Genomic DNA, 16,343 nt, shown 5'->3' with positions numbered 1-16,343 from the left:
GTCCTTACTCCTCATCGTTCAGACTCGAACCGACGAGGTAGAATGTGAAGACCGTCAGCGCGACAGCCCCGCCCGGCCCGAGGCTCATCATCGGGCGGATCGGCAGGAACATGGAGCCGTCACGCACCATCCCGCCCCAGTCCGGCGCTGGCGGCGGCACGCCGAGACCGAGGAAACTGAGGCTCGCCGAGGTGAAGATCGCCAGCGACACGTTGATCGCGAACTGCGCATAGATCACGCGCATGGTGTTGGGCATGATATGATGGCGGATGATCCAGCCGCCCCCCGCCCCGGTCGCGCGGGCCGCGTCCACATACAGCGTCTCGCGCACCACAAAGACCTGCCCGCGCACCAGCCGCGCCACCGTGGGTGCCGTGACCACGCCAAGCGTGAAGGCCAGGTTGACGACCGACGGCCCCAGCATCGCCGTGATGATGAGCGCCAGGACAAGTCCCGGCAGGGCGATGAAAATGTCGATCACCTGCACCAGCACAAAATCGACCCAGCCCCGGAAATACCCGGCGGCAAGCCCGACCGGCACCCCGATCAGCACCGCGATCACCGCCGCCGACGCCCCGACCTGAAGCGACACGCGCGTCCCGAAGACGATCCGCGAAAAGATGTCCCGGCCAAGGTTATCGGTGCCGAACGGATGCGCCCAGGACGGGCTGGCCAGCACGTCTCGTGTGGTTTCCGTCGGGTTGAACGGCGCGATCAGCGGCGCAAAAAGCGCGATCAGCGAAATCATCACCAGAAGCGTGAGGCCGAGACCGAGCCGGAATGACATCTTTTTCATCTCGTCACCTCCCCTTATGTCGCCGTCCGGACAAGCGGATTCACCAGCCCGTAAGTGAGGTCAGCCAACAGGTTCAACAGCATGACCCCCACGATGATGATCATCCCCACCGCCAGCATCACCGGAAAATCCCGCGCCGAGATTGCATCGACCAGAAGCCGCCCCATGCCGGGCATCGAAAAGACGGTCTCGGTCACCACCGCCCCGCCCACCAGCTGCCCCAGCGACAGGCCCGCATAGGTGATCAGCGGCATCATCGAATTGGGCAGGATGTGCCGGTAGGAAATGCGCGCCTCGGAAATGCCCTTGGCCCGTGCGGCCTTGATGAACAGGCTGTTCTCGATGGATTTGTATTCCGCCTTGAAGACGAGGCTGAATGAACTGAAGTAGAAAAAGCACAGCGTCGCCACCGGCAGGATCATATGCCTCAGATGCGTGATCACGCCGTCCGACCAGGGCGCCCAGCCGGTCGTCGGAAGCCATCTGAACTGCACCGAGAAGATATAGATCAGAAGCAGCCCGAGGAAAAAGTTCGGAACGGTGATGCCGATGATGCTGATCCCGGCGGTAACCCGTTCGACCACCCCGCGAAAGACCGGGATCGAATTGATCAGCGCGGTCCCGATGACCGCCACGGCAATCGCCCAAAGCGCCAGTTCCAGTGTCAGCGGCAGCGCGGCGGCGACCATATCGGACACCGCTTGCTGCGTCGAATAGGACCGTCCCAGATCGCCCGACAGGGCGCTGCTCATCCAGTCCCAGTACCGGGTCAGAAGCGGCCCGTCGAACCCCAGCCGGGCGTTCAGTTCGGCAATCGCCTCGGGCGAGGCATCCTCGCCCAGCATGATTGCGGCGGGCGTGCCGAGAAAGGACGTCACGGCTGCGAACAGAAGGAACGTCAGGATGATGACGTTCGGAATCATGATCGCAATCCTCGACAGGATCATTGCCAGCATGGTGATCTACCCCCTTGACCGTGCTGCGGGACGGGTTTCGACAGGCTTCATGGCGCTCATCGCATCACGAAGGGGTCTGAAACCTTTTCGCCCGACAGGTCTGCGAAAATGGCCTTGGTCTGCGTATAGTCGTGGATCGCCTCTATGCCGCCCTCGCGCCCGTAGCCGCTGTTGGCCGAGCCCCCGAACGGCATCGCATAAGACGTCACACGATATGTATTGATCCAGAAGCGCCCCGCCGGGATCGCGCGGGCCGTGCGATAGGCCTTGCCGAAATCCGAGGTAAAGACACCGCCCGCAAAGGCATAATCGGAATCCCGCGCCATGCGGATCGCCTCGTCTTCCTCGCGGAAACGCAGAACGCTCAGGACCGGCCCGAACAATTCGTTGCGCACGATGGGAAAATCCTGATCGCCGCATTCGACGATGGTCGGCTCGAAGAACCAGCCCTTGTCGAACCCGCCGCGCCCGCCGCCGGTCAGGATTTTCGCCCCCGCCTCCTGCGACTTGCCCAGAAGGTCCTCGATCCGGTCGCGCTGGGCCCTGGTCGCCAGCGGCCCCATATGGGTGTCCTCGCCCATCGGGTCGCCGATGATGATCTCGCCCGCACGCGCGACCAGCTTCTCGAGGAAACGGTCGTAAATCCCGTCCTGCAACAGCAGCCGCGACCCCGCGGCGCAGCTCTGCCCGCTGGCGGCGAAGATCGCCGACATCATGCCGTTCACGGCGCTGTCGACATCCGCGTCGTCATACACCACCACCGGGGATTTGCCGCCCAGTTCGAGGGACAGCATCGCGATATTCTCCGCCGAGGCGGCGATGATCTTGCGCGCGGTCTCGACCCCGCCGGTAAAGCTGATACGCCGCACCTTGGGATGCGAGGTCAACGTCTGCCCGCACGGGTTGGCCGACCCCGTCACGATGTTGAAAACCCCGTCGGGCACACCCGCCTTGCGCATGATTTCGGCGAACGCCGTGACCGCGGCCGAGGCCTCCTCCGAGGGCTTGACCACGATCGTGTTTCCCGCGGCCAGCGCCGGGGCGATCTTGAACGCGGACAGTTGCAGTTGCGAGTTCCACGGAACCACGGCGGCCACGACCCCCAGAGGCTCCCGCACGATCATGGCCAGCGGCGCGTCCGGTCCGGTCGGCGGCAACTGCCCCTCCACCTTGTCGGCCAGCCCGCCATAATATTCGTAGATTTCGGCAAGGTTCTTCGCCTGCCAGCGGGTCTCGCGCAGGAGTTTCCCGGTATCCGTCGTTTCGGCGATGGCCAGTTCGGGCCCCGCCGCCTCGAGTTCGCGCGCCACGCGTTTCAGGACATTGCCGCGCTCCCGCGCGCTCATCCGGGACCACGGGCCGCTCTCGAATGCCCGGTGCGCGGCCCGTACGGCCCGGTCCACATCCTCTTTCGTCGCTTCGGGGAAGCTTGCCCAGACCTCCTCGGTCGCCGGGTTGATCGAGTCGAAACGCCCGCCATCCGAGGCGTCGCAATATTCGCCGTCGATGAACATCTGAAAAGTCTTGGTCATGGCCGCCCCATATTTCATTGGTTCTGCGCCGGCCCGCGCGTATGGATACGCCGGGCCGGCAGGTCTTCTGCTTCGGGGCGGCCGGACCGCCCCGGACATCACGGCATCACTCTTCGCTCAGCCAGAAATACCGAAAGCGCGGGATCAGGTCGGGCATCGGCGTGTAACCATGAACTTCAGTGCGCAACGCACTGAATTCGGTGGCGAAACCGACCGGGATATAGGGAAGATCCTCGACGATCTGCACCTGCACCTTCTGATACAGATCTTCACGCACCGCCTGATCCGACGTGGTGCGCGCCTCGTCGATCCAGGCATCCACCTGTTCGTTGCTGTAGCCGGTGGAATTCGCCGTGCCCTCGCTCGAGAACAGGTACTGGATCAACCCGTCCGGATCGGCCCGCTGGGTCCAGCGCATCGGGGTGAAGTTGATCTCGCCCGAAACCGTCTTGGCGTAGTATTCGCTCTGCGGCACGGGGGCGAGCTGCACATTGAGCCCGATCTGGTCGAGGCTTTCCTTCACCAGTTCGCTGAACCGCCGCAGCGCATCGCCACTCGGCGACGCAAGGCTCAGCGTCGTGCCCTCCAGCCCCGCATCCTTCAGGATCTGGCGCGCCCTGTCGGGATCGTAGGAATAATCCGGCAGGCCGCTCGGGGTCCACCACAGGCCCTCGGGCGTGAACCCGTTGCTGACCGTTCCCTGACCTTCCCACAGGATCTCGTTGATCCGGTCGCGGTCGATGCCATAGGCGATCGCCTTGCGAAGCTCGTGGTTGTTATAGGGCTCCTGCCCGTAGTTCATCTGCAACGAATACCACTGGCCGCCATCGGACTGGACCAGCTTGATATCGGGGCTGGCATCCGCAAGCTTGGTGTCCAGCGGCGTCAGGTGGCCGATATAGTCGATCTCGCCAATCGTCATCCGCTGGATGCCGATCACGTTGGAGGCGATGTTGTTGAACTCCACCCGGTCGAGATAGGGCATGCCCTCCTGCCAGAACTCCTCGTTCCTGACCACCGACAACTCCGATCCGCGGGTCCATTCCTCGAACTTGAAGGGCCCGGTGCCGACCGGGTGCATCCCGACATCCTCGCCATAGGTCTCGGCCGCCGCCGGTGAGGCCATCAGACCCGCCCGGTCGGTAAAAAGCGCCAGCAACGGCGGATAGGGTTCGATCATGTTGATCGCGACGGTGTGCTCGTCGACCACCTCGACACTCTCGATGACCGCCTCGAGCTGCTTGCGCTGCGACGACCCCGCATCGGGATCGAGACGCGTGTCGAGGTTCCATTTCACGGCCTCGGCATTGAACGGCGTGCCGTCGTGGAAACTCACGCCCTCTTCCAGATGCAGCACCACCCGCTTGCCGTCGTCCTCGAACTCCCAGCTTTTGGCCAGGCCGGGCCGCAGCGAGAAATCCGGGTTCAAGTCGACCAGCCTGTCGAACATCAGGAACAGGATCTGGCGTTCCGTCCATTGCGTCGATTGCAGCGGGTTGAGGGTACGCACATCGCTGATGAAACCGACATCGAGCGTGCCGCCGTAAACCGGCTCGCTCTCCTGCGCCATGGCCGAAAGGGCCACACCGCAGGACAGCATCGCGCCCCCGGTTATCCTGAGAAAGTTTTTCATAATCATGTCAGACCTCCAGTTGGGTTTGTCCTGGCATTCGCCGTTATTGGCCCTTTGCGGGCGGTTATGCTCGGTCCTCCGCAAGCGGACGACCGGCCTGATCCGTTCCCATCAGCTTCATGTCGTTGAAACGATCGCCGATCCGGTGATGCGGACGGCCACCGCTCGCCGCGCCCAGCGCGACCACGATCTCGTCATGGGCCGGAGCGTCGGGAATATCGAAAACCATCGTCAGGAAATGCGAGCGGGTGCCCTTTTTGGCCTCCAGCTTGTGCGTCAGCGGCAACTGGATCGAAATCCCCGCCCCGCCCCGCGTATTGGTGAAAGGCAGGAATGAATCCCCCTCCGCCGCCACCCGAAAGGCGTTCCCGAAATACAGCGTATGGATCAGCCCGGCGGCATGTTCGATCTCGCCCGATGTGCCGACCACCGCCGCCTTGCCGAAGGCCTCGATATTCGCGGCCCCGTCCATCAGCCCGATAAGGCGCGGCACCAGTGCCTCGGACAGGGCCCTGGCATGGGCCAGGATCTGCGGCTGCAAATCCTCGACGAACCCCTGCCCGCTCCACGGATTGACGATCACGGCGGCGCAGGCCGCCTGCCGTTGCGGCGTTTCTGCCGCGCGGCCACCCTCGATGAACGTGTCCTCGACGTGATCGACGATCTTTCTGATGCGCACTTCGCTCATGACTGCCTCCTGTCCGCGCCGCCCTCTTGCGCAAGCACGCTGTTGGCGATCCGATGGCACTCCACGCCCACGGGCACGCCGCAATAGATGGTAATCTGCGTCAGGATCGCCTTCAGTTCGTCCTGCGTGACGCCGTTGGTCAGCGCCCCGCGGAAATGAAGCTCCCACTCATGCATGCGGTTGAGCGCGGCGATCATCGTCAGGTTCATGATGCTGCGCGTCCTGGGGTCCAATGTCTCGTCGCCCCATGCCGCGCCCCAGCAATACTCGGTGATGAACGACTGAAACTCCCTGGAAAAATCGCTCGCCCTGCTCAGGGAATTTTCCACATACTCGGCGCCCAGCGTCGCCTTGCGCTTTTCCAGCCCGCGTTGATAAAGCTGCCTATCCATTTGCCATCCCCTGATTGCCTTCACTGTCCCGCTTGAGAAATTCGCCGATATACCCGGCAAGCTGATCCGACGCCTCGACAAGAACGCTGTGCTTGAGACCCGGCAGGATGCGCAGTTCCGATCCGGGAATGAGACGGTGCATCGTCTCCGCCATGCGCACGTTGGAGCCCACGTCGCATTCGCCCGTCATGACCAGCGTCGGCGCCGCGATCTCGTGCAGCGTATCCACAAGCTCCGTCGTCCCGAAGACCCGGTAAGCCTCCAGGTAGGACGGCAGATCCACGGCCTTGAGTTCGGCGATGCGGCGCTCGATCACCTCGGGATTCCGCTTTGCGAAATCCTCGGTGAACCAGCGATCCTGCGCAGCCCCCGTAATCGCCTCGATCCCGCCCTCGCGGATCATCTGCAATCGCGAAACGACCTTTTCACGCTCCTGATCGGTGCGCCCGGCAACGGCCGAAAGGATCACCACGCGATCGAACCGGTCGGGCCAGCCATGGGCAAGACGTTGCGCGATCAGCCCTCCCAGCGAAAACCCGGCAAGATGCGCACGCTCGACCCCGGCCTCATCCATCATGCGAATCACGTCCGCCGCGAAGGCGTCGATCGAATATTCCCCGTCGATCACCGCCGAATCGCCATGGCCGCGCAGGTCGAGGCGCAGGATGTCGAAATCCTGCGACAGCACCTCCGCCACGCGATCCCAGCTGCGAAGATTGGCCCCGACGCCATGCACCAGAACCAGAGGCGCACCACGGCCCTCGCGCCGATAATGTATAAGGTCGTCCTTCGTGCGCATGGCCTGTTTTCACCCCCTGATTCCGCGTCTACGTCATATGGTATACCAATATACAATATGATGGACCTCCGTCTGTCAATATACTATGCTATCGACTGTCAGGCAGATGTCCGGCACAAGCGAACCGCGAAGATTCGAAGGGCAAAACCAATGGGCGATACCGGTGACTGGGCCATAGACGGCACGCAAACGCTGCGCGAAAAAACTGTCGCGGTTCTGAGGGAGGCCCTGCTCAATCAGGTCTTCAAACCCGGTGACAAACTGGTCGAACGCACCCTCGCCGATCGCACCGGCGTCAGCCGCACCAGCGTCCGCGAAGCCCTGCGCGAGCTCGAGGCCGAAGGGCTCGTGACCCGCGAATCGGGCAAGGGCGTCTTTGTCACGCGCGTATCGGTAAGCGAGGCGGCGCAGATTTACGAAGCGCGCGTGATCCTCGAATCCGCGACCGCGCGGCTCTTTGCGGAACGCGCCGGTCCGGAGGCCCTGGAAGCCCTGGACCGGGCCATCGAACGCGCCGAGGCCACCAACCAACCCGCGCAGGCCCAGCTTCACGCCCGCCGCCTGGACGAGGTGTCGGACGTGATCATGGAAGGCGCCGGGAACGAGGTCACGCGGCAAATGGCTGCGGTGCTGCGCACCCGCATCACCTTCCTGCGCACCATCACCGCGCGGGTGGCCTCATCCGAGCGGCGCGCCGAAACGATGGGAATGCTGCGCGAGATTTCCGCCGCCTTCCACGCCCGCGACGGCGCCAAAGCCGAACGCCTGACCCGTGACTACGTCAAACGCTCCGCAGCCTTCGCCATCGACCTGCTGCGCAAGAGCCGGAACGACGACGCATGAACCAAACGCAAAGCAGAAGGGGTCAGCCTTGGATTACGTGAGTTTCGGAAAAAGCAACCTGAAGGTGTCGCGCCTGTGTCTCGGGGCCATGGGATTCGGCGCCAAAAGCTGGCGCGACTGGGTTCTCGAGGCCGACGAGGCCGCACCGGTGATCGACCGCGCGCTGTCACACGGGATCAACTTCTTCGACACCTGCGATTTCTATTCCGCCGGCGAAAGCGAACGCATCCTCGGGCAGACCGTCCTGAAACACCACCCGCGCGACAGCGTGGTGATCGCCACCAAGGCCGGCAACCCCATGGCCGGGCACCCCAACGGCCGCAGCTTTTCGCGCAAGCACCTGTTCAAGGCCATCGACGATTCCCTGCTGCGGCTGGGAACGGACCATGTCGACCTGTTCCAGACCCATATCTGGCACCCCGATACCGATATCGACGAACTCGTCGGCGCAATGGCGGATATCGTGCGCGCCGGAAAGGCGCTCTATGTGGGCGCGGCCACCATGCCCGCCTGGGCCTTCACCCTGTGCCGCGAAACGGCGCGGCGGCGCAACCTGCCCGCCTTTCTTTCGATGCAGTGCGAACTGAACCCGGCGCACCGCGAATGCGAACGCGAATTGCTCCCCTACGCCCGGCACGAGGGGCTGGCCACCATCCCCTTCAGCCCGATGGGGCGCGGCTTCCTGTCCGCCGACCGGCGCGATCCCGGCCAGGCCACCCCCCGCACCAAAAGCGACGACTACACCACGAAACACTACTACCGCGCGGCGGATTTCGCCGTGCAGCAGGTCCTTGCAGAGATCGCCGCCGAGCGCCGGGCCACTGCCTCGCAGATCGCCCTCGCCTGGACCTTGCAGCGCCCCGGCGTGACCGCGCCGATCTTCGGCGCGACCTCGCAGGCGCAGGTGGACGAGGCGGTCGCGGCAATGGACATCACCCTCTCGGAGGACGAGATCGCCAGAATCGACGAAACCTACGCCCCACGCCCCCTGTCGGGCGGTGGCCATTAACGAGTAGGGAGGACACGTGGACATCAAGGATAACCTCAAGGTCGTGGCAGGCCCGAGCCTGCGCAAGCAGGTCGCCGACGTCCTGAGAACCGCCATCGCGCGCGGCGAACTGGCGCCGGGCGAACGGCTGGTCGAACGGGTCCTCTGCGACCGCATCGGCGTGTCGCGCACCTCGCTGCGCGAAGCCCTGCGCGAACTCGAAAACGAAGGCCTCGTGACCAGCCTGCCCAATCGCGGGCTGATCATCTCGGAACTGACCGGCAAAGAGGCCAAGGCCATCTTCGATGTCCGCGCCTCCCTCGAAGCTCTGATCTGCCGGCTCTTCTGCGAAAACGCGAGCGACGCGCTGATGCAGGACTTTCAGTCGGCCTTCGACGAGGTCATGACCGCCTATACCCGCAAACAGCCGCCCGCGATGATCGCCGCCAAGTCGCGCTTTTACGATGTGCTCATGGAAGGCGCCGATAACGAGGTCGCCGACCGCATGCTGCGCAGCATCCATATCCGCGTCTCGCAACTGCGCATCACTTCGCTCTCCGACACCGAGCGGCGCAAAGCCTCGCTCGAGGAACTTTCCGCCCTCGTCGCGGCGATCCTCGACCGCGATGCCGCCCGCGCCGAAAGCCTCAGTCGCGCCCATGTCGATAACGCCGCCCGCGCCGCCCTGTCGAAACTCGGCTAACCCCGCACCGGGATCGCCGTCACACCTGCCGCATACGCCGGGGCCGGTCGATCCGCCCCCGCCTGCTGAACATCGCCTGCGGCGGCCCCGTCTCCGCCCAAGGCGCGATGCCCCGCCGCCAAAGCCTTGACTTTCCCGTCCACTGGCCCTGAACTGACCTGCACCCTCTCCCATCGGTCCCGCCACAGCGGCTGGCGATCAGGTTCAGCAGGAATGACCAAAGTGACTCACCGGGATCGCGATATATTCACCACCGCCCATTGGGGCACTTACCGGGTCGATGTTCAGGACGGTCGCGTGATCGCCCTGCGCGATTTCGAACACGATCCGGACCCGTCCCCCATCGGCCACGGGATCGTCGGCGTGCTCGACGGCCCGACCCGGATCACCCGGCCCATGGTGCGCAAGGGCTGGCTGGAACACGGCCCCGGCGCCACGTCCGAACGGCGCGGCGAGGACGCATTCATCCCCGTCACTTGGGACCGGATCAACGACATCGTCGCGCAGGAGCTGCGCCGCATCCGGGAACAACACGGCAACGGCGCGATCTTCGCAGGCTCCTATGGCTGGGCCAGCGCGGGCAGGTTCCACCACGCCCAGGGTCAGCTCAAACGCTTCCTGAACCTGAACGGCGGATTCGTGCGCTCGGTCAACAGCTACAGCTATGCCGCCGCCGAGGTGACGGTCCCGCATGTCATCGGCGATTTCACCCAGCTGGTGCAGGATACGACCAGCTGGGCCTCCGTCGCGCAGAACGCCGAACTGTTCGTCGCGTTTGGCGGTGTCCCGCTGAAGAACGGACAGATCAATCAGGGCGGCACCGGTCGGCACGTCCAAAGGGCCGGGCTGCGCGCGGCACACGCCAACGGCGTGCAATTCGTCAATGTCTCCCCGCTCAAATCCGACCTTCTGGAGGAAACCGGCGCGGACTGGATCGCGCCGCGCCCCTCGTCGGACACGGCCCTGATGCTGGCCCTGTGCCACACGCTTCTGGCCGAAAACCTGCATGACCGCGCTTTCCTCGATCGCTACTGCCACGGCTTCGACCGTTTCGCCGCCTATCTGACCGGCGAGACCGACGGGCAGGCAAAAACCGCCGACTGGGCCGCAGACCTCTGCGATCTGCCCGCCGATACGATCCGCGCCCTCGCCCGGCGCATGGCGGGGCAGCGGACGATGATCTCCATCGCCTGGGCCCTGACCCGGCAGGATCACGGCGAAATGGCCTATTGGGCCGCCATTTCCCTTGCCGCGATGCTCGGGCAGATCGGATTGCCCGGCACCGGCATCGGGTTCGGCTATTCCGCCGAAAACTTCATTGGCGCGTCCCTGAGCTGGCCGCGCATGGCCGCCTTTCCGCAGGGGCGGAACCCGGTTGCCGATTTCATCCCCGTCGCCCGGATCAGCGACATGCTGGAAAATCCGGGCGGGGCCTATGATTTCAACGGTCAGCGGCGCACCTATCCCGATATCCGCATGATCTGGTGGGCCGGGGGCAATCCCTTCCACCACCATCAGGATCTGAACCGGTTCCGCCGCGCCCTGCCCCAGTGCGAGACATTCATCGTCAACGAATGGTGCTGGAACGCCACCGCCAAACACGCCGATATCGTCCTGCCCTGCACCACGACGCTGGAACGCCGCGATCTGGGCCTGACCCCGCGCGACACATATCAGGTCGTGATGGATCAGGCCATCGCCCCCGTCGGCGAGGCCAAAAGCGATCATGACATCTTTCGCGGCATCGCGGCCCGGCTCGGCTGCGAAGAGGCCTTCACCGAAGGGCGCACACCGGACGACTGGCAACGCCACCTCTATGATGTCACCCGGCAGCAGGTTGCCGCGTCGGGCATCGCATTGCCCGGCTGGGAAGAGTTCCAGTCAAAGGGCTGGGCCGAACTGCCCCCGCCCGAAACCGAGCCGGTCCTGCTCTCCGCCTTCCGGGCCGATCCCGAGGCCCACCCGCTCGACACCCCGTCGGGCCGGATCGAACTGTTTTCCGAAACCGTCGCCGGGTTCGGCTATGACGATGCACCCGGCCACGCGGCCTGGACCGCGCCGGTCGAATGGCTCGGGTCCGCGCGACCCGGCGAGTTGCACATGATCTCCAACCAGCCGCGCACCAAGCTGCACAGCCAGCTCGACCACGGCAGCGTCAGTCAGTCGGACCGCATCAGGGGGCGCGTGCCCCTGACCATGCACCCGACCGATGCCGCGGCGCGGGATCTGTCCGAAGGGGACATCGTTCGCGTCTTCAACGACCGGGGCGCCTTCCTCGCGGGTCTCTGTCTCAGCGAAACGCTCCGTCCCGGCGTCATCCAGATTGCGACCGGCGCGTGGTTCGATCCGCTCGACGGCCAGTGCCGTGTGGGAAATCCCAACGCCGTGACACGCGACGCCGGAACCTCGCGGCTGGCGCAGGGCCCCACCGCGCATTCCTGTCTCGTGCGCGTCGAGGCTCACACCGGTCCGCTGCCCGAGGTGACAGCCTATGCGCCGCCGGAGATTCTGGAAAACACCTGACGCTTGCGTCCATGTTGTACGCAGCTTTGCCCGTGGGCCCCGAATTTCGTACAAAACCCGCGTACACTTCGTACGTTTTGTACGAAACGCAAACCCGCCGGACTACACTCTGGCAGGCGCGGATTTCTGAATATCGGGGCTCAGCATCCGCACCCCCCGCTCCCGCAGCACCCCGGAAAGCGGCGCCGTGGGATGCCGGTCACTGACGAGCGATCCGATCTCGTCAAGGCTCGCGACCCGTGTCATATGGGTCTGCCCGAACTTGCTGGCGTCGATCAGGAAATGGCGCGCCCGGCTCTGGCGCATCATGGCCCGCTTGACCGCCCCGAACCCGGCTATCGCCTCGGTGACTCCAACCTCGCTCAGCCCCGCAGCCCCAATAAAACAAGCGTCTACGTTATAATTGGCCAGGTATTCGCAGGTTTCCGTTCCCACCACCGCAGCCTCGCGCGGCAGGTACTCGCCGGGCGCAAGACGCACATCCGTCGCCGGGCTCTGCCCCAGGATCATCGCCACCTGAAGGCTGTTCGTGATCACCGTCACCCGCGTTTCCGCAAAGGCCAGGAAGCGCGCGAACTCCATCGTCGTGGCCCCGGCATCGACCATGATCGAACTCCCCTCCGCCACCAGCGAGGCCGCAAACCGCCCAAGACGCTCACGCTCCGCCACCCGCTGATGCCGCCGCGCATCCAGATCGTGATGCGCCCCCGCATGCCGCGCCGACGCCCCCCCATGCGCGCGCTGCAAAAGTCCGTCGCGTCCAAGGTCTTCGATGTCGCGCCGCACCGTTTCCGTGGTCACACCGAATTGCTTGGCCAGTTCGGCAACCCTGACATGCGGCTTGAGCTTCAGCTCCAGCAGGATTTGCTCGTGCCGTTCCTGCTTCTTGTATCGCCGTGTGGTCACGGTGGGAAACTCCCTGACATATCGTCGTGTTGTGGCTCTTCCCAAAAAATACTTTGGTTTTCCAAAATTTCCAGAGAATTTATCTTGCATATCACAGATATCAATGCTGTCATCCCCATGACTGAGCCCGGCCAGCCGGGCGCAGGACAAAATATATGGGAGGAGAAAACCATGCTCAGACAGACGGCATTGGGAACGACGTTCCTGGCGACACTTGCCCTTGTGGCGGGGTCCGCCTTTGCACAAGAGACGGAGACGGCAGCGCTCGACAGCCAATATACGGACGCCGACGGCGATCTCGTGGCTGACGCGCCAGAAGACCCAAGCGCGCTGAAAGACCCCGACACGCTCGTGTTCGCCTACACGCCGGTCGAAGATCCGGCGATCTACGAAGATATCTGGAACCCCTTCATCGAACATCTGGAAGAGGTGACCGGCAAGGACGTGCAGTTCTTCGCGGTACAGTCGAACTCGGCCGAGGTCGAGGCGATGCGCTCGGGCCGTCTGCATATCGCAGGTTTTTCAACCGGCCCCACGCCCTTCGCGGTGAACCTCGCCGGCGCCGTGCCCTTTGCGATCATGGGTGGTGACGACGGCCAGTTCGGCTACAAACTGCAAATCTACACGCAGGCCGACAGCGACATCAAGGAAGTGGCGGACATGGCCGGCAAGCGCATTGCGCATACCTCGCCGACCTCCAATTCCGGCAACCTCGCGCCGCGGGCGCTGTTCCCGGACCTCGGCATCGTGCCGGACGAGGATTACGAGGTAACCTATTCGGGTTCGCACGATCAGTCGATGCTGGGTGTCGTGGCGGGCGATTACGACGCGGCCCCGGTGGCGTCCGAGGTTGTCGACCGGATGGCGGAACGCGGCCTCTACGATCCCGCGGACGTTCGCATCGTCTGGGAAAGCGACCCTTTCCCGACCACGTCTTATGGCTATGCCCACGACCTTGCGCCCGAGCTCAAGAAGAAAATCGAAGAAGCCTTCTTCAGCTTCGATTTCGCGGGAACGGCCCTGGGTGAGGAATTCACGGGCGTCAGCAAATTTATTCCGATCACCTACAAGGATCAGTGGAAGGTCATCCGCCAGATCCAGAAGGCGAACGGCGTCGAATACACGCCCGAAGGACTCGCTGCGGAATAAGACCTGTGCGACAGGGGCCGGTGCCACGGCATCGGCCCCTTTCAAGGAGCCAATACATGTTGAAAATCACCGACCTGGTCAAACGATACGGCACGGGAAACCCGGTTTTGAAAAGCCTCGACCTGACCATCGAGGGCGAAAGCGTCGTGTCCGTCATCGGCTCTTCCGGCGCGGGCAAATCGACCCTTCTGCGCTGTATCAACCGGCTGGTGGAACCCACCTCGGGCAGTATCGAACTGAACGGCACGGAACTGACCAGCCTGCGCGGTCGCGAACTTCGCGCGGCACGGCGCAAAATCGGGATGGTATTTCAGGGGTTCAATCTGGTCGACCGCCTGACGGTCATGGAAAACGTCCAGTCCGGGCGGCTCGGGTATATCCCCACATGGGCGGCGGTGATGCGCCGGTATCCCAAAAAAGACATCCGTCGCGCTTATGAGCTGATGGAACGGGTCGGCATCGCGCATTACGCAAACAAACGCGCCGACGAGCTTTCCGGCGGCGAGCGTCAGCGCGTCGGCGTGGTTCGTGCACTGATGCAGGACCCCGAAATATTGCTGGCGGACGAACCCACCGCATCACTCGACCCCAAGACGTCCGAGCAGATCATGGGGCTGCTGCGCGACCTGGCGGGTGAGTTGAAACTGCCAGTACTCATCAACATCCACAATGTCACCGAGGCCAAGATTTACACCGACCGGATTGTCGGCATGCGCTATGGCCGGATCATCTTTGACGACACGCCCGACAAGCTGGATCAGGAGGCGATGGACCAGATCTATTCCGGCAGCCCCCATGCCGACCGCAGCGAAGACCTGAAAGAAGCGTCATGAGCAGCACACCCGACACCTGGCGCAAACCGCCCTTCATCGCCAACCGCTGGGTGCGCTGGTCGGTCTATCTCGGAGTGATCTCCTATATCCTCTGGGTCGGGACAAGCCTGCCGGTCGACTGGGAACGGGTCGCCGATGGGCTCGGCCGGGCCAAGCGGATCTTCGGCGGAGCCTTCCCCCCGAGCTTCGAGCGCAGCGGCCTGCTGATCGACGGGTTTCTCGAAAGCCTGAAAATCGCCCTGCTGGCCACTGCGGGCGGCGTGGCGCTGTCGATCCCCATTGCCTTCATGGCCGCACGCAACATCGCACCGCTGCCGATCTACTATCTCGGTCGCGCGATCATCATCATCGCCCGCAGCTTTCACCCGGTGATCGTTGCGATCATCTTCGTCAAGGCGGTGGGTTTCGGCCCGTTCGCAGGGGTGCTGACGCTGATCGTCTACTCCATCGGCTTCGTCGCCAAGATGCTGGCCGAGCGGATCGAAGAGATAGATTTCGGTCAGGTCGAGGCGATGCGCGCCGCCGGAGCACCTTACCTCTCGACATTGTTCTACGCGATCTTCCCCCAGATCATGCCGCGCCAGATCGGCCTTTCGATCTATCAGCTCGATTCCAACCTGCGCGCTTCGGCTGTCGTGGGGATCGTCGGCGCAGGCGGGATCGGCGCAACGCTCGCCAATGCCTTCGGGCGCTATGACTATGATTTCGCGCTGGCCATCACCATCGTCATCGTCGGCGTGATCCTGATTTCCGAAGGGATCAGCGGCGTAATAAGGAAGCGCATCGGATGAGCACCATCGCCGAAAAATTCGGTCGTGAGGACTGGTCTCGCTTTACCCCGAAACAACGGATGCAGCGATACGCCGCATTCGCCTTCAGCGCGCTGGCGCTCGGTTGGGCGCTGAGTTCGATCGACGTCATCTGGGCATGGGTCTGGGATGCACCGGAACAGATGGGCGACCTTCTGGGCCGGATGTATCCCCCCGACCCGTCCAACCTCGGCACGATCCTGAACGTGCTGATGGAAACGGTCAACATCGCCACCTTCGCGACGGCCCTTGGTGTTCTGATGTCCTTGCCGGTGGCTTATCTCGCGGCGCAGAACACCACCCCCAACCGCGCCACACTATGGTTCGGGCGGCTGATCCTGGTCACGTCGCGTTCCGTCAACACCATCATCTGGGCGTTGCTTTTCGTCGCCATCTTCGGCCCCGGCGTCGTTGCCGGTATCCTGGCCATCATGTTTCGGTCCATCGGCTTTATCGGCAAGCTCCTCGGCGAAGCGATCGAGGAAATCGACAAGCGCCCGGTCGAGGCGCTCGAAGCCACCGGAGCCTCGCGTTTCAAGGTGATCGTCTATGCGATCATTCCGCAGGTCATGCCGACCTTCTGGGCCGTCGCGATCCTGCGGTGGGATATCAACCTGCGGGAATCCACCGTGCTGGGCCTCGTCGGCGCAGGCGGGATCGGCATCATCCTGCAAGGCGCAATCGACACCTTCAACTGGCCCGAAGCGGCAACCATTCTTCTGGCGATCCTGGCGCTGGTGGTACTGGGTGAGATCGTCTCGGCCTTCCTGCGGCGGCGCATCCTTTGAACCGA

At 63.7% G+C, this 16,343-nt stretch carries 16 protein-coding genes; 8 read left to right on the top strand and 8 right to left on the bottom strand.

Features of this window, described 5'->3' with window-relative positions:
* Positions 1-4: 4 nt before the first annotated feature.
* The 7 genes from BUB53_RS06255 to BUB53_RS06225 all read right to left on the bottom strand — a co-directional run bounded on the left by BUB53_RS06255 (position 5) and on the right by BUB53_RS06225 (position 6,796).
* Positions 5-796 (bottom strand): ABC transporter permease, encoded by a 792-nt coding sequence (locus BUB53_RS06255; RefSeq protein ID WP_073033849.1) that lies wholly within the window; start codon positions 794-796, stop codon positions 5-7.
* Between the two features lie 14 nt (positions 797-810).
* Positions 811-1,743: an ABC transporter permease gene (locus tag BUB53_RS06250; RefSeq protein WP_268794035.1), complete on the bottom strand. Its 933-nt coding sequence runs from the start codon at positions 1,741-1,743 to the stop codon at positions 811-813.
* Positions 1,744-1,808: 65 nt separating this feature from the next.
* Positions 1,809-3,284 carry an aldehyde dehydrogenase gene (locus BUB53_RS06245; protein WP_073034042.1) on the bottom strand — a complete coding sequence of 492 codons (1,476 nt, stop codon included), beginning with the start codon at positions 3,282-3,284 and terminating at the stop codon, positions 1,809-1,811.
* Between the two features lie 106 nt (positions 3,285-3,390).
* The gene (locus BUB53_RS06240) at positions 3,391-4,923 is read right to left on the bottom strand and encodes an ABC transporter substrate-binding protein (protein WP_084728943.1); all 1,533 of its coding nucleotides are present in this window, start codon (positions 4,921-4,923) and stop codon (positions 3,391-3,393) included.
* 58 nt (positions 4,924-4,981) lie between these two features.
* Positions 4,982-5,605 (bottom strand): amino acid synthesis family protein, encoded by a 624-nt coding sequence (locus BUB53_RS06235; RefSeq protein ID WP_073033846.1) that lies wholly within the window; start codon positions 5,603-5,605, stop codon positions 4,982-4,984.
* Positions 5,602-5,997 carry a carboxymuconolactone decarboxylase family protein gene (locus tag BUB53_RS06230; protein WP_073033845.1) on the bottom strand — a complete coding sequence of 132 codons (396 nt, stop codon included), beginning with the start codon at positions 5,995-5,997 and terminating at the stop codon, positions 5,602-5,604. The genes BUB53_RS06235 and BUB53_RS06230 overlap by 4 nt, the downstream gene beginning before the upstream one ends.
* Positions 5,990-6,796, bottom strand: a complete 807-nt coding sequence (locus tag BUB53_RS06225) for an alpha/beta fold hydrolase (RefSeq protein WP_073033844.1) — start codon at positions 6,794-6,796, stop codon at positions 5,990-5,992. Before BUB53_RS06225 ends, BUB53_RS06230 begins: the two co-directional genes overlap by 8 nt.
* Positions 6,797-6,946: 150 nt before the next feature.
* On the opposite strand from BUB53_RS06225, the gene BUB53_RS22420 reads away from it, so the two are divergent.
* The 4 genes from BUB53_RS22420 (at position 6,947) to BUB53_RS06205 (ending at position 11,853) form a co-directional block, all read left to right on the top strand.
* Complete coding sequence (locus tag BUB53_RS22420) at positions 6,947-7,639, top strand: GntR family transcriptional regulator (RefSeq protein ID WP_073033843.1); 693 nt, start codon at positions 6,947-6,949, stop codon at positions 7,637-7,639.
* Positions 7,640-7,676: 37 nt separating this feature from the next.
* On the top strand, positions 7,677-8,648 hold the full coding sequence (locus tag BUB53_RS06215; RefSeq protein ID WP_229709503.1) for an aldo/keto reductase: 972 nt from the start codon (positions 7,677-7,679) through the stop codon (positions 8,646-8,648).
* Between the two features lie 16 nt (positions 8,649-8,664).
* Complete coding sequence (locus BUB53_RS06210; protein ID WP_073033841.1) at positions 8,665-9,330, top strand: GntR family transcriptional regulator; 666 nt, start codon at positions 8,665-8,667, stop codon at positions 9,328-9,330.
* 213 nt (positions 9,331-9,543) lie between these two features.
* A complete protein-coding gene (locus BUB53_RS06205; protein WP_073033840.1) occupies positions 9,544-11,853 on the top strand; it encodes a molybdopterin guanine dinucleotide-containing S/N-oxide reductase in 2,310 nt (769 codons plus the stop codon).
* A 102-nt stretch (positions 11,854-11,955) separates the two neighbouring features.
* Here the strand turns inward: BUB53_RS06205 and BUB53_RS06200 are convergent, their stop codons facing one another.
* Positions 11,956-12,759, bottom strand: a complete 804-nt coding sequence (locus tag BUB53_RS06200) for a DeoR/GlpR family DNA-binding transcription regulator (protein ID WP_073033839.1) — start codon at positions 12,757-12,759, stop codon at positions 11,956-11,958.
* A 171-nt stretch (positions 12,760-12,930) separates the two neighbouring features.
* Between BUB53_RS06200 and phnD the strand changes: the two genes are divergently transcribed.
* The 4 genes from phnD to phnE (BUB53_RS06180) are packed head-to-tail and all read left to right on the top strand — an operon-like array spanning position 12,931 to position 16,338.
* A complete protein-coding gene (phnD, locus tag BUB53_RS06195; RefSeq protein WP_073033838.1) occupies positions 12,931-13,908 on the top strand; it encodes a phosphate/phosphite/phosphonate ABC transporter substrate-binding protein in 978 nt (325 codons plus the stop codon).
* Positions 13,909-13,964: 56 nt separating this feature from the next.
* Complete coding sequence (phnC, locus tag BUB53_RS06190; protein ID WP_073033837.1) at positions 13,965-14,741, top strand: phosphonate ABC transporter ATP-binding protein; 777 nt, start codon at positions 13,965-13,967, stop codon at positions 14,739-14,741.
* Complete coding sequence (gene phnE / locus BUB53_RS06185; RefSeq protein WP_073033836.1) at positions 14,738-15,532, top strand: phosphonate ABC transporter, permease protein PhnE; 795 nt, start codon at positions 14,738-14,740, stop codon at positions 15,530-15,532. The genes phnC and phnE (BUB53_RS06185) overlap by 4 nt, the downstream gene beginning before the upstream one ends.
* Positions 15,529-16,338, top strand: coding sequence for a phosphonate ABC transporter, permease protein PhnE (gene phnE, locus BUB53_RS06180; protein WP_073033835.1), 810 nt, complete (start codon positions 15,529-15,531; stop codon positions 16,336-16,338). Before phnE (BUB53_RS06185) ends, phnE (BUB53_RS06180) begins: the two co-directional genes overlap by 4 nt.
* Positions 16,339-16,343 lie beyond the last annotated feature (5 nt).

The sequence above is a fragment of the Roseovarius pacificus genome (genome assembly GCF_900142665.1).
GTDB lineage: Bacteria > Pseudomonadota > Alphaproteobacteria > Rhodobacterales > Rhodobacteraceae > Roseovarius > Roseovarius pacificus.
This window is presented reverse-complemented; position numbering and strand designations above follow the sequence as displayed.

Coding starts and splice junctions, on each gene's coding strand:
- BUB53_RS06255 (WP_073033849.1), bottom strand. CDS start 796: ATGAAAAAGATGTCATTCCGGCTCGGTCTCGGCCTCACGCTTCTGGTG.
- BUB53_RS06250 (WP_268794035.1), bottom strand. CDS start 1,743: ATGATCCTGTCGAGGATTGCGATCATGATTCCGAACGTCATCATCCTG.
- BUB53_RS06245 (WP_073034042.1), bottom strand. CDS start 3,284: ATGACCAAGACTTTTCAGATGTTCATCGACGGCGAATATTGCGACGCC.
- BUB53_RS06240 (WP_084728943.1), bottom strand. CDS start 4,923: ATGATTATGAAAAACTTTCTCAGGATAACCGGGGGCGCGATGCTGTCC.
- BUB53_RS06235 (WP_073033846.1), bottom strand. CDS start 5,605: ATGAGCGAAGTGCGCATCAGAAAGATCGTCGATCACGTCGAGGACACG.
- BUB53_RS06230 (WP_073033845.1), bottom strand. CDS start 5,997: ATGGATAGGCAGCTTTATCAACGCGGGCTGGAAAAGCGCAAGGCGACG.
- BUB53_RS06225 (WP_073033844.1), bottom strand. CDS start 6,796: ATGCGCACGAAGGACGACCTTATACATTATCGGCGCGAGGGCCGTGGT.
- BUB53_RS22420 (WP_073033843.1), top strand. CDS start 6,947: ATGGGCGATACCGGTGACTGGGCCATAGACGGCACGCAAACGCTGCGC.
- BUB53_RS06205 (WP_073033840.1), top strand. CDS start 9,544: ATGACCAAAGTGACTCACCGGGATCGCGATATATTCACCACCGCCCAT.
- phnD (WP_073033838.1), top strand. CDS start 12,931: ATGCTCAGACAGACGGCATTGGGAACGACGTTCCTGGCGACACTTGCC.
- phnC (WP_073033837.1), top strand. CDS start 13,965: ATGTTGAAAATCACCGACCTGGTCAAACGATACGGCACGGGAAACCCG.
- phnE (WP_073033836.1), top strand. CDS start 14,738: ATGAGCAGCACACCCGACACCTGGCGCAAACCGCCCTTCATCGCCAAC.
- phnE (WP_073033835.1), top strand. CDS start 15,529: ATGAGCACCATCGCCGAAAAATTCGGTCGTGAGGACTGGTCTCGCTTT.